15 protein-coding genes are annotated in these 14,212 nt (G+C 66.0%); 5 read left to right on the top strand and 10 right to left on the bottom strand.

What is annotated here, in order from left to right:
* Positions 1-20 precede the first annotated feature (20 nt).
* From ispF to carD, 3 genes are read right to left on the bottom strand one after another with little or no spacing between them, the layout of a single operon-like run.
* Positions 21-485 carry a 2-C-methyl-D-erythritol 2,4-cyclodiphosphate synthase gene (gene ispF, locus CH290_RS03795; protein ID WP_019663085.1) on the bottom strand — a complete coding sequence of 155 codons (465 nt, stop codon included), beginning with the start codon at positions 483-485 and terminating at the stop codon, positions 21-23.
* Positions 482-1,162 (bottom strand): 2-C-methyl-D-erythritol 4-phosphate cytidylyltransferase, encoded by a 681-nt coding sequence (gene ispD / locus CH290_RS03790; protein ID WP_019663084.1) that lies wholly within the window; start codon positions 1,160-1,162, stop codon positions 482-484. Before ispD ends, ispF begins: the two co-directional genes overlap by 4 nt.
* 17 nt (positions 1,163-1,179) lie before the next feature.
* Complete coding sequence (carD, locus tag CH290_RS03785; protein ID WP_019663083.1) at positions 1,180-1,668, bottom strand: RNA polymerase-binding transcription factor CarD; 489 nt, start codon at positions 1,666-1,668, stop codon at positions 1,180-1,182.
* A 447-nt stretch (positions 1,669-2,115) separates the two neighbouring features.
* On the opposite strand from carD, the gene CH290_RS03780 reads away from it, so the two are divergent.
* The 3 genes from CH290_RS03780 (at position 2,116) to disA (ending at position 5,479) form a co-directional block, all read left to right on the top strand.
* Positions 2,116-2,778 carry a copper chaperone PCu(A)C domain-containing protein gene (locus CH290_RS03780; protein ID WP_371828088.1) on the top strand — a complete coding sequence of 221 codons (663 nt, stop codon included), beginning with the start codon at positions 2,116-2,118 and terminating at the stop codon, positions 2,776-2,778.
* A 44-nt stretch (positions 2,779-2,822) separates the two neighbouring features.
* Positions 2,823-4,232, top strand: a complete 1,410-nt coding sequence (radA, locus tag CH290_RS03775; RefSeq protein ID WP_020110908.1) for a DNA repair protein RadA — start codon at positions 2,823-2,825, stop codon at positions 4,230-4,232.
* A gap of 149 nt (positions 4,233-4,381) precedes the next feature.
* Positions 4,382-5,479 (top strand): DNA integrity scanning diadenylate cyclase DisA, encoded by a 1,098-nt coding sequence (gene disA / locus CH290_RS03770; RefSeq protein WP_019663080.1) that lies wholly within the window; start codon positions 4,382-4,384, stop codon positions 5,477-5,479.
* Positions 5,480-5,482: 3 nt separating this feature from the next.
* On the opposite strand, the gene CH290_RS03765 is transcribed toward disA, so the two are convergent.
* Both CH290_RS03765 and CH290_RS03760 read right to left on the bottom strand, forming a co-directional pair.
* Positions 5,483-6,223 carry a hypothetical protein gene (locus CH290_RS03765; protein ID WP_020110910.1) on the bottom strand — a complete coding sequence of 247 codons (741 nt, stop codon included), beginning with the start codon at positions 6,221-6,223 and terminating at the stop codon, positions 5,483-5,485.
* 77 nt (positions 6,224-6,300) lie between these two features.
* Positions 6,301-6,924, bottom strand: coding sequence for a carbonic anhydrase (locus tag CH290_RS03760; RefSeq protein ID WP_019663078.1), 624 nt, complete (start codon positions 6,922-6,924; stop codon positions 6,301-6,303).
* Between the two features lie 104 nt (positions 6,925-7,028).
* Here CH290_RS03760 and CH290_RS03755 point away from each other — a divergent pair, with 104 nt between their 5' ends.
* Positions 7,029-7,904 carry an HhH-GPD family protein gene (locus CH290_RS03755; RefSeq protein ID WP_033190151.1) on the top strand — a complete coding sequence of 292 codons (876 nt, stop codon included), beginning with the start codon at positions 7,029-7,031 and terminating at the stop codon, positions 7,902-7,904.
* On the opposite strand, the gene CH290_RS03750 is transcribed toward CH290_RS03755, so the two are convergent.
* Both CH290_RS03750 and CH290_RS03745 read right to left on the bottom strand, forming a co-directional pair.
* Entirely contained in the window at positions 7,905-8,711 is an 807-nt protein-coding gene (locus tag CH290_RS03750) for an alpha/beta fold hydrolase (protein ID WP_019663076.1), read from the bottom strand.
* A gap of 5 nt (positions 8,712-8,716) precedes the next feature.
* Entirely contained in the window at positions 8,717-9,454 is a 738-nt protein-coding gene (locus CH290_RS03745; RefSeq protein WP_020110912.1) for an alpha/beta fold hydrolase, read from the bottom strand.
* Positions 9,455-9,490: 36 nt separating this feature from the next.
* On the opposite strand from CH290_RS03745, the gene mhuD reads away from it, so the two are divergent.
* The gene (mhuD, locus tag CH290_RS03740) at positions 9,491-9,799 is read left to right on the top strand and encodes a mycobilin-forming heme oxygenase MhuD (protein WP_019663074.1); all 309 of its coding nucleotides are present in this window, start codon (positions 9,491-9,493) and stop codon (positions 9,797-9,799) included.
* Here mhuD and CH290_RS03735 read toward each other — a convergent pair.
* The 3 genes from CH290_RS03735 to CH290_RS03725 form a co-directional block, all read right to left on the bottom strand.
* Entirely contained in the window at positions 9,752-11,170 is a 1,419-nt protein-coding gene (locus CH290_RS03735; protein WP_019663073.1) for a sensor domain-containing diguanylate cyclase, read from the bottom strand. The genes mhuD and CH290_RS03735 overlap by 48 nt on opposite strands.
* A 29-nt stretch (positions 11,171-11,199) precedes the next feature.
* Positions 11,200-13,542, bottom strand: coding sequence for a putative bifunctional diguanylate cyclase/phosphodiesterase (locus CH290_RS03730; RefSeq protein ID WP_230621056.1), 2,343 nt, complete (start codon positions 13,540-13,542; stop codon positions 11,200-11,202).
* A gap of 219 nt (positions 13,543-13,761) precedes the next feature.
* Complete coding sequence (locus CH290_RS03725; protein ID WP_019663071.1) at positions 13,762-14,199, bottom strand: OsmC family peroxiredoxin; 438 nt, start codon at positions 14,197-14,199, stop codon at positions 13,762-13,764.
* Positions 14,200-14,212 lie beyond the last annotated feature (13 nt).

The following is a 14,212-nucleotide window of genomic DNA, read 5'->3' as shown; positions in this document are numbered from 1 at the left end:
CAGCAATCCTACCGGTGCATTTACTCGCTCACGACAAGTGCGGTCGCGACGGCGGCGATTCCCTCGCCGCGGCCGGTCAATCCCAAACCGTCGGTGGTGGTCGCCGATACCGACACGGGCGCCCCCAGCACCGCGGACAACACTTCCTGTGCCTCCGCGCGCCGCGGGCCGATCTTGGGCCTGTTGCCGATGATCTGTACGGCAGCGTTACCGATGGAGAACCCGTTCTCCGTCAGCAATCGTCGGACCTCGGTCAGCATCGCAGCCCCGCTGACGCCGTCCCATTCCGGGCGGCCGGTGCCGAACACCGAACCCAGGTCACCGAGTCCAGCCGCGGACAGCAGTGCATCGCACAGCGCGTGCGATGCGACGTCACCGTCGGAGTGCCCGTCCAGACCGTCGGCATCGGCGAATTCGAGGCCCGCCAGCCAGCACGGTCGGCCTTTCGCGATGGGGTGGACGTCGGTACCGATCCCGACTCTCATGAGTTCTCCCGCCCGACGATGGCTTCCGCAAGAAGAAGGTCGTGCGGAGTGGTGATCTTGAAGGCAAGTGCGTCGCCGACGATGGTGTGGACGGTTTCGCCCAGACGTTCCACCAGGCCTGCGTCGTCGGTGGCGATGCTCGAAACTTCCGCGTAGGCGCGGTGCAGAAGGTCGGCGCGGAATCCCTGCGGCGTCTGTATCGCGCGCAACCCGCTGCGTTCGGGGGTGCCCAGAACCGCGCCCATGAGGTCGACGGTCTTGATGGTGTCGGCTACCGGCAGTGCGGGTACGACGGCGCCCCGGCCGGCTCGGACTTCCGCCACGACGCGCGCGATCAGCGACGCAGGGGTCAGTGCGCGGGCCGCGTCGTGGACGAGAACGATGTCCGCGCCCTCGGCTGCTTTCAGTCCGACGGCGACGGTGTCGGTTCGTTCTGCTGCACCGGCAACGACGGTGACGTCGGCGAACAGGTCACGTGTGTGCTCGACGAGTTCCTCCGGCACCATCACGACGATTCGGTCGACGGATCCCGATGCGATCAGGCCGTCGACCGAGCGTCGAAGAAGTGTGGTGCCACCGACTGTCACGAAGGCTTTGGGCAGACCCTGCTGAAGACGCAGGCCCTGCCCCGCCGCCGGAACGAGTGCGACGACGGAACCCGAGGTGGATCCTGTCACCGTGGTGTCGCTGGTGATCAGGATGCTGCGGCGAGTACTTCGTCCAGCATGGTGTCCGCCTTGGCCTGGTCGGTTCCCTCGGCCAGAGCCAATTCTCCGACGAGGATCTGACGGGCCTTGGCCAGCATGCGCTTCTCGCCTGCGGACAATCCACGGTCCTGCTCACGCCGCCAGAGGTCGCGAACTACCTCGGCAACCTTGTTGACGTCGCCCGAAGCAAGCTTCTCGAGGTTCGCCTTGTATCGACGGGACCAGTTGGTGGGCTCTTCGGTGTGCGGCGCACGAAGAACCTGGAACACCTTGTCCAGTCCTTCTTGTCCTACTACGTCGCGAACGCCGACATATTCGGCGTTGTCTGCAGGAACTCGAACGGTGAGATCGCCCTGAGCTACTTTGAGAACTAGGTACTCTTTCGGTTCACCCTTGATGGTGCGGGTTTCTATCGCTTCGATCAGCGCCGCTCCGTGATGGGGGTAAACGACGGTGTCTCCGACCTTGAAAATCATGTGTCCCGTGCCCCTTTCGATTTTCCCAGTTTACCACGCGCCCGGATCAACGGCGCAGGTCAGGGGCACGGAGCCGACGCGGCAGGGGTTGACATGGGCGCCTGGACGTGCAGTGCCGACCTCTCGAGTCGCCCCGCGGGCTCCGGTCTCGACCCCCGATTCGCATCCCTCCTCCGTGTGGCGCAGACGACACGGAGCAGCGCTTTCTCACCCCTCCGAGCATGCAATCGACACCCCGCCGACACGCCGAGAAGTCGGCAATCGGACAGCGTGTTCGCGCCCCAGCGATCCATCGCCGCGGGCTGACTACTACTCTGCCTAGTGGACCGACGAATCGGCTGAACGACGCAGCCGCCTCGCCCGCGCCATCGACACCGGCCACACCTGGAGGACGACGAAGTGACTGCGTTCATTGCTGCGACCGCGAACCCGAAGACCAGTACCAGCCTGGAGCCTGCGGTACGCCCCGGAAAGCGACTGGCAGCCGTTGTCGCCCTCGCAGCCGGCGGTGTACTCGCACTGTCCGCGTGCGGCGCAGGCCAGATCTCGCAGACGGCGACGCAGGTGTCCGCCGTCAACGGAAACTCCGCCGACATCGGTGACATCTCGCTGCGCAACGTCCACGTCGTCTACCCGCAGACCGAGGAGTACTCGATCGAGGCAGGCGGCAAGGTGGAGCTCGGATTCATCGCCGTCAACAACAGCCCCGCAAACGCAGACACTCTGACGCGCATCTCCACGACAGCGGCGTCGTCGATCACCGTCGGCGAAGAGCCGGGTGGAACCGAGATCGCACCGCTGACTGCACTCGGCGCCGGTACGCCCGTGGACAACGAGGCCACCAACCCCGACATTCCGCTCCAGTTCATCGTCGTCGAGCTCAACGGCATCGGCGAGGAAGTTCGTCCGGGCTTGACCGTTCCGATCACCTTCACCTTCGAAGACGCGGGCGACGTGGAGCTTCTCGTTCCCGTCGACGCCGGTCAGGTCCTCGAGCGCAACATCTCCGAGAAGTCCCCCGTCGAGGCGGAGCTGCACGGCGAAGCTGCGGAAGCCGAGCAGAGCGTCGTCGAGACCGAGGTCGAAGAAGGCGCGGACGGGAACAACTGATCTTCGACGCATTCGATGTCGGTGGTCACCTCTAGTCTTCTCCCGTGGCCAAACTGAAGTCCAACTACCGCTGTTCGGCCTGCCATCACACCGTCGCCAAATGGGTGGGGCGCTGCCCGGAGTGCGGTAGCTGGGGTTCGATGGACGAGGCCACGGTCCTCGCACCCGTCGCCACCCGAGCAGGCGCGTCCGGCCTCGGGGCCGGGAACACACGGTCGACGCTCGCGCCGATGATCCCGACGTCGCCCGCTGCCGCGATCACCCAGATCAGCAGCACGACGTCCCAGGCCAATTCCACCGGCATCAGCGAGTTCGACCGGGTTCTCGGTGGCGGCCTGGTCCCCGGATCCGTCGTACTTCTCGCGGGCGAGCCGGGCGTCGGAAAATCGACGCTGCTCCTCGAGGTCGTCCATCGGTGGGCACGGACGGGTGAGGACAGACGCGCTCTGTACGTCACGGGTGAGGAGTCCGCCGGGCAGGTACGTCTGCGTGCCGACCGCACCGGGGCTGTCCACGAGCGTGTGTTCCTCGCCGCCGAATCGGACCTTGCCACGGTGTTCGGGCACGTGGAGCAGGTCAAGCCCAGCCTGCTCATCGTCGACTCGGTGCAGACGATGCTCGCCGCCGACGTCGACGGAGTCATCGGCGGCGTCACCCAGGTACGCGCCATCACCAGTGCACTGACCTCGCTCGCCAAGACGACCGGAGTCGCGGTACTGCTCATCGGTCACGTCACGAAGGACGGCGCGGTGGCCGGACCGAGGTCCCTCGAACACCTCGTCGACGTCGTCCTCCACTTCGAAGGCGACAAACACTCCACCCTGCGGATGATCCGAGGCGTCAAGAACAGATTCGGCGCATCCGACGAGGTCGGCTGTTTCGAACTGCGCGAGACGGGCATCGTCGGCATCTCCGACCCATCCGGGCTGTTCCTGCACCACCGGACGGAATCCGTCGCAGGCACGGCGGTCACCGTCACCATGGACGGCAAGCGCCCCCTGCTCGCCGAACTGCAGGCACTCGTCGTCGAGACACACATGCCGTCACCGAGACGGGCCGTCAGCGGCCTCGACTCCGCCCGCGTCGCAATGATCCTCGCGGTCCTCGAGAAACACTGCGGCCTCAAGATCGCCAAGTGCGAGGTCTACGCCGCCACCGTCGGAGGTATGAAAACCACCGAACCCGCCGTGGACCTGGCCCTCGCCGCCGCCGTCGCATCCGGCGTCAACAACGTGCCACTCGATCCCGGCCTCGTCATCCTGGGCGAAGTCGGCCTCGCAGGCGAGATCCGCCGCGTGTCCGGCCTCGGCAGAAGACTCGCCGAAGCGGCACGCCTCGGCTTCACCCACGCCATCACCCCTCCACACGACGACCCGATGCCCGCCGGAATGAAAGTCAGAACAGTCACCAACCTCGCCGACGCCCTGACCTCCGTCCGTCCCCGCTCTCGCTAGTCAGCACGCAAATTCGGGTCATTCCGCGGGCTCCACTCCCGCATAATCGGGTCATTCCGCGGGCTCCACTCCCGCTCACGTAACCTCTTTCCTGCAGGACACGCACCACCCCTGCATCCGTGAACGCCGACATCGACGAGGGGATGAGCATGACCGACTCGACACGCGGCGAGCCGACGTCCCCTGTTCTCCGGGAGACCATTGCCCGCCTTGCCCCCGGCACTGCTCTCCGTGACGGGCTCGAGCGCATCCTGCGAGGCCGTACCGGCGGGTTGATCGTGCTCGGCTACGACGACGAAGTGGAAGCCATCTGCGACGGCGGATTCGAGCTGGACGTCGAGTTCGCCCCGACGAGACTGCGAGAACTGTCGAAGATGGACGGCGCCGTCGTGTTGTCGACCGACGGCAAGCGGATCGTGCGGTCCAACGTTCAGCTGGTGCCCGACCACAAGATCCCCACCGTGGAATCCGGTACGCGGCACCGCGCAGCGGAACGGACCGCGATGCAGACCGGCTACCCGGTCGTCTCCGTCAGCCAGTCGATGAGCATCGTCAGCGTCTACGTCGCCGGTATCCGGCATGTCGTCGAAGGTTCCGCGACGATTCAATCGCGCGCCAACCAGGCCGTCGCGACTCTCGAACGCTACAAAGCGCGTCTCGACGACAACACCCGGCAACTGTCGGTCGTCGAGATCGAGGATTTCGTGACCCTGCGGGACGCGTTGACCGTCGCGCAGCGGCTCGAGATGGTGCGACGCGTGTCGGTGGAGATCGAACAGAACGTTCTCGAACTCGGCACGGACGGAAGGCAATTGGCGCTGCAGCTGGAGGAGCTGCTCGGCGACAACGACATCGACCGTCAACTCGTCGTCCGGGACTACCTGGCAGGCACGGAACCTGCGGGCACGGCAGCGGTCGAGCGTGCGCTCGGCGCTCTGGACAAGCTGACCGACGTCGACCTTCTCGACCTGACGACGTTGGCGCGTGCGTTCGGCTATCCCGCGACGATCGAGGCCCTCGACACTCCGATGAGCCCGCGCGGCTACCGGGTACTGACGCGGGTACCGCGTCTGCAGTTCAGCCAGATCCACCGTCTGGTCGCATCCTTCGGCACTCTGCAGGGGCTTCTCGCGGCCACCGCCGCCGACCTGCAATCGGTCGAGGGCATCGGCGGCCTCTGGGCCCGGCACATCCGAGAAGGCCTGTCGCGCCTGGCCGAATCGTCCATCGCGGGGCCGTTCGACTGACGTCTAGGTGGTGATGTTGAACGGTTCCGGCGAGCTGCGCAGTTCACCGAGCTGGGCGATCACCTTGTAGGAACCGGCGCCGACGGGGACGCGTTCTTCACCGCAACCGGGAACCGAGTTGGTTCCCGACCACTTGACCGTGAACCCTGCCTGCTCACCCGGCTTGAAGGACCGCAGGTCCGACTGGGCGTCCGGGAAGCAGTCGGTGTTGGACCAGATTCGCTGATCGTCGAGGGTGAACACCAGAGCCTGCTGCAGACCGGCACCGACGTCACGTTGGCATTCCGTCGAGCTGATGTTGGTGATGACGACGGTGAATCCTGGCTCTTCGCCGACTCGGTACGTCGCCTTGTCCGGCGTCGCCTTGATCGCGAGACTCTGATCCGCGCACTGGTTGGAGGCCACCGGGAGATCCGCAGCGGGAGCAGCGGAGGTTCCCGAGGCTCCCGACGACGCGGGAGCGCCGCCGCCGGAGCCACCGGATCCTCCCGAACCGCCGGACCCACCCGAGCCGCCGTCCGATGCGGACGCCTGCTGCTGAGAACTCGTCGACGACGGGGCCGTGGTCGAGGGGCTTGCGCTCGACACGACGCCCGCCGGTTGGGTCTGCTGATCGTCCTCACCGCCACCGAGCGAGCTGATGAACCACACGATCAAACCGAGCACGACGACGGCAGCACCGATGGCGAGTGCGCGACGACGCCAATAGATTTCGGGAGGCAGCGGCCCGGTTGGTTGCAACACAGAACTACCGTAATTGGCGGTAGCTCAGCCATCCCGCAAGCACATACGGCGTGTCGCGTCGGACCTGGGTATTTACGTCAGGGCTTCTCGCCGATGTCGCCGATGACCTCTCGCAATCGCGCACTTCCCTCGGACAACTTGTAGGTCAATCCGACGATGGCGGCATCACCCGATTCGACTTTCTCCGCGATGATTCGGGAGCGCTGCATGAGCAGGTTGCCCGTTTCCTCGACGTGGCGGGCCATGAAATCGTCGACGTCGGTGTAGCCGTCGCGCCTGGCCGACAGGACCGACGGGGTGACGCGTTCGACGACGTCGCGGATGTAGCCGCCGGGGATGTCGCCGGAATCGAGTGCGTCCGTGGTGGCCCTGACGGCGCCGCACTTGTCGTGTCCGAGGACGACGATGAGGTGCGCACCGAGCACGGCTACGCCGTATTCGATCGAGCCGAGCACGGACGAGTCGACGGTGTGGCCGGCGGTGCGCACGACGAACATGTCCCCGAGGCCCTGATCGAAGATGATCTCGGCGGCGACGCGAGAGTCCGCGCAACCGAACAGAATTGCGCGGGGGCTCTGGCCGTCGGCGAGTCTGGTGCGGTCCTCGATACCCTGACTGGGATGCAGGGGGGCGCCGGCGACGAAACGCTGGTTACCCTCTTTGAGAGACTTCCATGCTGATGCTGGGTTGGAGGCAGGCATGTAAGTCATTGTGCATGGGTCGACGATTACCGGCGAGTCAGGTTCCCTCGCCGGTCCCGGACGGCCACCGGACCGTCGCGCGGACGAAAGGCTGTTGAGGACACGTGCCCATCGATACGGCAGCGTTGCTGAGCTGGTTCGATGCCGAGGAGCGGGATCTGCCGTGGCGTCGGCCCGGAGTGACTGCCTGGCAGATACTGATGAGCGAGATCATGCTCCAGCAGACACCGGTCTCTCGCGTGGCTCCGATCTGGGAGGAGTGGGTTCGGAAGTGGCCCGTTCCGTCGAAGATGGCGGCGTCGTCGCAGGCCGAGGTTCTGCGGGCCTGGGGCAAGCTCGGCTATCCGCGTCGGGCTCTGCGGTTACACGAATGCGCGTCGGTCCTGGCGTCCGAGCACGGTGACGTGGTGCCCGACGACGTCGACACTCTCCTGGGATTGCCCGGTATCGGCGCGTACACCGCGCGTGCGGTGGCCTGCTTCGCCTACGGTCGGCGAGTTCCGGTCGTCGACACCAATGTTCGTCGTGTCGTCGCCCGTGCTGTGCACGGCGAGGCGGAGCCGGGTAATCCGTCGACGACGCGTGATCTCGCGGACGTGGACGCCCTGCTCCCCCGCCCGAAGGCTCGCGCGGCGCGGTACTCGGCGGCTCTGATGGAACTCGGCGCGTTGATCTGCACGGCGAAGAACCCGGCCTGCCTGCTGTGTCCGCTGCCGAAGTGCTCGTGGATCGACGCGGGGAGACCGGCGTACACAGGTCCGGCCAAGAAGGTGCAGAAGTTCGCCGGCACCGATCGACAGGTGCGCGGAAAGCTGATGTCCGTGCTGCGGGAGAGTCCCGGCCCGGTGGAACGGGCGCAGTTGGACATCGTGTGGCTCACCGATCCCGGTCAGCGCGACAGGGCGCTGGATTCGCTGCTGCTCGACGGTCTGGTCGAGCAGACCGAGTCCGGTCTGTTCTGTCTGGCGGGCGAGGGCTGATCAGCGCAGGAAGTCCGCCAGAACCTTGTTGACGACGTCGGGTCGTTCGAGGTAGCCGAAATGCCCGGTGTCCGGGATCTCCTCGTAGCGTGCTCCCGGAATTGCCTGGGCGACTTCACGGCTGAGGTGCGCCGGGATCAATCGGTCGTCGGCGAATCCGATGACCAGCGACTTCGCGGTGATCTTGCGATACGCCGTCAGCCGCTCGGTGCCCGCGCGCATCTCCAGACCGATCTGTGCGCGTCGGCCCGCAGTCGGCTGCCCACCCGAGAATTCCAGCACGGCAAGCCAATCCGCGATCGCTTGCTCGTTCCGCAGCGTTGCGGGCGAGAAGTTGTTCATCGCGGTCATCGCCGCACGGTAGGACGCGGGGAGCGTGATCCCGGCGTCGTACAGATCGCGTTCGGCCTGCGACCACGCCTTCTGCATCGTCGACGACCGCCCGTACGTCGCCATCATCACGGCGTGGGAGACGAGGTCGGGTCGGGCGAGCGCGAGTTCCTGCGTGACGCGCGCCCCCATCGACGTACCGACGACGCGTGCTCGCATGCCACCGAGATGCTCGATCAGCGCGGCCGTGTCGGCGACGAGGTCGTCGAGCATCATGGACCGGCCGGCCTCGAACGACGGCGAAACACCCCGGTTGTCGAACGTGACGACCCGAAAACCGGCCGTCACCAGCGCGGGCACCTGATGCGCCTTCCACACTCGTCCCGGGCTGCCGGTTCCCATCACCAGGACCACGAGGGGGCCGGAGCCCGTGACCTCGTAGTCGATTTCGATTCCGTTGAGCTTCGCCGACGACATTCGCGTCATCGTAGTGCGGTCAGGAAGCTCGTCACCGCCTCCTGGTAGATCTGCGGGGACTCGTCGTGGATCAGATGGGCCGCGCCGGGCACGAACACGTACTCGGACTTCGGGTTCCGCGCGTGCATCTCCGCCATCTGCCCGTCGGGTGTGATCCCGAACTCACCTTCGAGAAGCAACGACGGCACGTCGACGGCTTCCCATTCCGCCCAGAAGTCCCGCCTTCCCCATTCCGACGAGATGGCCTCGAACGTCGAAACCTCACCGTGCAGGTACCACCCGTCCTCCCGTCGGGTGAACGAATCCAGGAAGTATCGGCCCGCCACCTCCCCGAAGTAGTCGAGGACGGCGGCCTCCGTCGGAAACGGCTGCGGCCAGTTCCTGATCATCGCGGCCCAGGCGTCGGCCGTCCTGCCACGGAAGTCCGGCGCGATGTCCTCGACGACGAGGGCCGTCACCAGTTCCGGACGGGCAGCGGCCAGGCACCATCCGTGCAGGGAGCCCATCGAGTGGCCGATCACCGCCGCCCCGCCCAGCGTCTCGGCATGCGCCGCCAGATCCTCGACGAAGGCTTCGGTGGTCAATGTCGAGGGCGGCGGACGCCGGTGGCCCGGAGCGTCGTACGTATGGACGTGGCCGAGGGTGCGCAGCCAGGGAAGGGCGCGCCGCCACGTCCCGGAGCTGCCCATGAGCCCGTGCAGCAGCAGGATCGGCGGGCCGTCTCCACCCTCGTCGTGCAGCATCGAGGACGATGGTAGCCGCGCAGGTAATCTGGCGTCATGGCTGTCGTCAAGATCAACGCAATCGAGGTTCCCGAGGGCGCTGGCCCCGAGCTGGAGAAGCGCTTCGCTGCACGAGCAGGTGCCGTCGAGGGTTCACCCGGCTTCCTCGGTTTCCAACTTCTCCGCCCCACCAAAGGCGAGGACCGCTACTTCGTCGTCACGCAGTGGGAGACCGAAGAGGCCTTCCAGCAGTGGGCGTCGGGACCTGCCAGGGCCGCTCATTCCGGTGAACGCGCGAAGCCGGTCGCCTCGGGGGCGTCACTGCTCGAATTCGAGGTCGTGCTGGATGTGACTCCGGGGCGCTGACCCGTGCCGCGGGTCCGAGTGTCCGTGCACCGCGTACCCCGTCGTTCGTGATTTCTTCGCGGTGTACATCGCCGAGTCGGCGCGCCGGAACAGGTCGTCGGCATCGGCGGTGTAGTTCTCGTCCACCGCGATGCCGATGCTGGCCGCGACGGTGATGTCGAAGCCGTCGATTCCGAACGACACTGCGAGTCCCTCGAGAATGCGCATCGCCACACCCACAGGATCGGGTCCAAGGTGCAGGACGACGAACTCGTCGCCGCCGAACCGCGACACGATGTCGCCCTGGTCGACGGCATCTGCCAGGAGAGTCGCCACGAACTGGAGCGCCCGGTCACCCACCGCGTGACCGAGGGTGTCGTTGATCATCTTGAAGTTGTCCAGATCGACCACCAGAACCGCTATCGGACAAGGGTTCCCGTGGACCCTCACGTCTGCGATGCGCTGACGCACCAGCACCCTGTTGGCCAGACCGGTCAACGGATCGTGCGCTATCCGACGACGCAGTTCCGTCTCCAGGTCCTGCCTGCGCATCGCCGCGGACACCACACCTGCGACCGTCTGCAGGTAGGCCAGCTCTCCGTCGCTGAATTCCCCTGACTCCGCGCTGTACACCGCGAGCACTCCCCACGGCTCATCCGATCCTTCGATGACCACGGCGGCGCCGCTGCGCACGCCTCGTGCCACCATGAAATCCGTCGGGAATCTCGTTTCGGTGTCCCGGTCCGCGCACGTGACCGGAGCGTCGGAGCGCAACGCGAGTCCAGCATGCGACAAGCGCGACAACGGAATTGCGGACGGCGGGGCGCTGGGACCGGAGTAGGACACGGCCAACAGTTCGGAGCGATCCGGAGCGCTCGGCTCGAAGACGACGGCACAGTCCATCCCGGCGAGCGCCGCAGCAGCGTCGGTCGCCTCGGCGAGAATACGAGACCGACCGGCAGTCAACGCAGTTCGACTCAGGTCGGCGACCGTCCGCTGCTCACGCGCGTGGGCAGCGGCGTCCGCGACGGCTTCGCGCAGGCGGCACTCGACGTCGAACCGTCCGCGAAGGTCGCGTGCGACGACGGCCACGACAGGCGTGCGAGCATGTCGTCCCGTGACGACGAACGCCGATACCCAGACAGGGATGTCGGCGCCCGAACGCACGTGCCGCAGGACACTGTCTCCGGTCCAGACGCCACCTGCACCGAGTGCCCGCAGGACTGGGTCGACATCTCCTGCGACACGCAGCGATTCCCTGAACTCGATGCCGGCCGCCCCGGCCCCGACGAGCCCCTGGGCGGCCGAATTGGCGTACGCCACATGACCGTCCGCGCCCCGCAGGTACATCGCGTCGGGCGAACGTTCGGCAATCGCGGCGAATTCTGCCACCCAGTCCGCGACCTGTGGCTCCTCGATGTTCAGTTTCGATTCGCTGCCGATCCGACGGCTTTCGCACCATGAGAAGCCGATGACGAGGGCAGTGACGGGTGCGATTCGGGGCTCGGTCGGCCGGCCCCGACGAGGCTCTCGATTCGATCGATCGAGGTCTCCAGTTCTTCCTCGGGGACCGGATGACCGATGTGGAACCCTTGTGCACCGTCACACCCGAGTGCGCGCAGGCGTTCGAGAGTCTTGGCGTCCTCGACGCCCTCCGCGACGACGGTCATGCCCAGGCTCCGGCCGAGATCGATGGTCGACCGCACGATCGACGCATTGGTCGGTTGACTGTTCATGGCCGTGACGAACGACTTGTCGATCTTCAGGGTCTGGACCGGCAAGGATCTCAGGTAGGCCAACGAGCTGTAGCCGGTGCCGTAATCGTCGATGGCGAGCGAGACGCCCAGATCCCGGAGCGCGACGAGCGAATCGACGGAACGACGGGGGTCGGTCATGGCCGTGGTCTCGGTGACCTCGAACTGCACCGCCGATGCAGGGACACGGTGGGATTGCAGGGCGGTGGCCACGTTCTCCACCAAGGTGGCGTCCAGCAGGTTGCGGACCGAGAGGTTGACGGACACGCGGAAGTCCGACCGATTTCGGCGGAGGGTGCTGCAGCATTCCAGCGCATCGTCGAGGACGTAGGCGGTGATCGAAGGGAGCAGACCCGAGCGTTCCGCGTCGGGGAGGAACGACCAGGGCGAAATGAGGCCCTCGCGTGGATGCTGCCACCGCAACAGTGCTTCGACTCCCGAGATCCGGCCCGTCTTCAGATCCATGCACGGCTGGAAGAACACCCGCAGTTGCCGTTCGCGGATGGCGGTTTCGAGTTCCCCGAGCAGTCGCATCTGATCGTGGCGGTCGGAGTCCATAGCCGGGCTGTACAGCGACGAGCGTTCGTGGCCGTGCTTGGCGAAGGTGAGCGCGACGTGGGCGTGCTGCAGGAGGGCCTCGGCGTCGACGACGGCAAGCTTCGAGGACTCCACGACGCCGACCGTCGCGTCCAGAGCCACATTGATGTCGCGGACGAACATGGTCTCGCTGACTGCGCTGCGAAAATGATCCGCAGCTACCGACGTGGAGACGACCAACCGGTCCGCGGCCAGGGACACCACGAACTGGTCACCGCCGAGACGCCCGACGACGGAATCGCTCGCCGCTGCCGCCGACAACCTCTGCCCGATCTCACGGAGCACGCGATCCCCGACCGGATAGCCGAAGGTCTCGTTGATCTGCGCGAAGCGGTCGACGTCGACGACGAACACGACGACACCACAGGCACCGGCGTCGGCGAGGGAGCGGTCGAGAAGTTCTTCGAGGTGGCGTCGGTTGGCCAGCCCCGTCACCGGGTCCGACACCGCGGCGATGGACAACGCTTCGGCCTGTCGGCGCAGCGCCGCCAGGAAACATGCCATCCGCGCCGCGACCAGTACGACGGCAAGAACCGACGACCCGAACACGACCCAGCCCCATTCGGAGACCGGCACGCCGCGTACGAGTTCGATGCCCATCACGACGGGAGACAGCAGAATGCCTGCACTGAGCCCAGCGAGCCGAGTGCGTTCGACGACCCGTCTCGGCTTCTCGTCGGGCACGGTCCAGAGTTTTTGTGGCGGATACAGGGTCGCCGCCGTCAGAAGGATGTAGCCGATGAGCCATCCCGCGCTGACCACGCTCGTGTCGCGGAATTCGAACCGCTCGACGGCGAGGAAATTGATCCACGCCGACACCGCGAACGTCACGAAACCCGCCGCCGTCATCGTGAACGGCAATGTTCGTGCACGCTTGGACAACAGGAGGATGACGAGCAACGAGACGACGAAGCCGTCTGCGGTGGTGTAGACCACCACAGGCCAGTACTCGGAGAACGCATCGAACCCGAGGGAGATGTCCGGGCGGCTGCCGACGACGAAGATCCACGCAGCCAGCCCGACGCCGGTGGCAACGATCGAGCCCTCCAGTGCGTCCTCCAACCGGAGAACGCGATGGCCGTTGTCGTCGTGGATCAGGAGCACACCGACGATGAACGCAGCGTGCCCGAGAAGGTAGGCGGCGTCGGCCGGCGAGACCATCGGCACGGTTGTGTCGCCCAGTAGATACACCGCGGTGATCAGATCGCCGAGGCCCCACGCCACGAGGCCCATCAGCAGGAAGAACCACGTGGGTCGGTTGGCGAGGCTCCGGTGCTTGCTGACGCAGGCGAACGTCACGACGCAGGCGGCGGTGATCAGCGCGTACACCGAGATCCTGGGCAATCCGCTCGGCAGCCACAAGTAGACGCCGGTACCCACCAGCCCTACCGACAGGAAGCTCGACCACCTCATGCCCCGAGTGAGTCCTTTCCGGGTCCCAACCACCGTCGTGTCCGTTTGTTCGAATCGCGTCAGGCGTACGAACTGCATTCGATGCCGTTTGCCGTTCGGATTGCTCGACTTGTCCAGGATCTCAGACACGACGGTTGGAAGGTTATCTAGCCTCCCTCACTTCTTCAGTGACAGGTCACAATTTCGGGCGATCAGCCCGTTTTCTTCGATGGTCGGCCGTCAGGACTCGAGCGCTGCGTCGAGGGTGATCTCCACACCGGTGAGAGCCTTGCTGACCGGGCATGTCTCCTTCGCGGCCTGCGCTGCCTTCGCGAAGCCCTCGGCGTCGAGGCCGTCGACCTCACCGCGAACGGTCAGCGCGATCCCCGTCAGCTTGAACCCTGGGTCGTCCGGTCCGAGAGAGACCTCGGCCTTGACCTCGAGACTCTGCGGCGTGCCACCTGCCTCCGCGATGAGGGCGGACAGCTGCATCGCGTAGCACGACGAGTGCGCCGCAGCGATCAGCTCTTCCGGACTGGTGGTGCCGTCGGCGTTCTCGGCAGCACGCTTGGGAAACGAGACGTCGAACGTTGCTGCGCCGGAACTGGTGAGTTCCACCTGACCCGAACCGGCTTCCAGAGTTCCGTTCCATGCAGTGCGCGATGTACGTGTGGGCATAGCGTCTGACTCC

The sequence above is a fragment of the Rhodococcus sp. 06-156-4 genome (genome assembly GCF_002259345.1).
GTDB lineage: Bacteria > Actinomycetota > Actinomycetes > Mycobacteriales > Mycobacteriaceae > Rhodococcoides > Rhodococcoides fascians_E.
The sequence above is the reverse complement of the archived record's forward strand: the minus strand, read 5'-3'. Positions and strand labels throughout refer to the sequence as shown.

Coding starts and splice junctions, on each gene's coding strand:
- ispF (WP_019663085.1), bottom strand. CDS start 485: ATGAGAGTCGGGATCGGTACCGACGTCCACCCCATCGCGAAAGGCCGA.
- carD (WP_019663083.1), bottom strand. CDS start 1,668: ATGATTTTCAAGGTCGGAGACACCGTCGTTTACCCCCATCACGGAGCG.
- disA (WP_019663080.1), top strand. CDS start 4,382: ATGACCGACTCGACACGCGGCGAGCCGACGTCCCCTGTTCTCCGGGAG.
- CH290_RS03760 (WP_019663078.1), bottom strand. CDS start 6,924: ATGCCTGCCTCCAACCCAGCATCAGCATGGAAGTCTCTCAAAGAGGGT.
- CH290_RS03750 (WP_019663076.1), bottom strand. CDS start 8,711: ATGTCGTCGGCGAAGCTCAACGGAATCGAAATCGACTACGAGGTCACG.
- CH290_RS03745 (WP_020110912.1), bottom strand. CDS start 9,454: ATGCTGCACGACGAGGGTGGAGACGGCCCGCCGATCCTGCTGCTGCAC.
- mhuD (WP_019663074.1), top strand. CDS start 9,491: ATGGCTGTCGTCAAGATCAACGCAATCGAGGTTCCCGAGGGCGCTGGC.
- CH290_RS03730 (WP_230621056.1), bottom strand. CDS start 13,542: ATGAGGTGGTCGAGCTTCCTGTCGGTAGGGCTGGTGGGTACCGGCGTC.
- CH290_RS03725 (WP_019663071.1), bottom strand. CDS start 14,199: ATGCCCACACGTACATCGCGCACTGCATGGAACGGAACTCTGGAAGCC.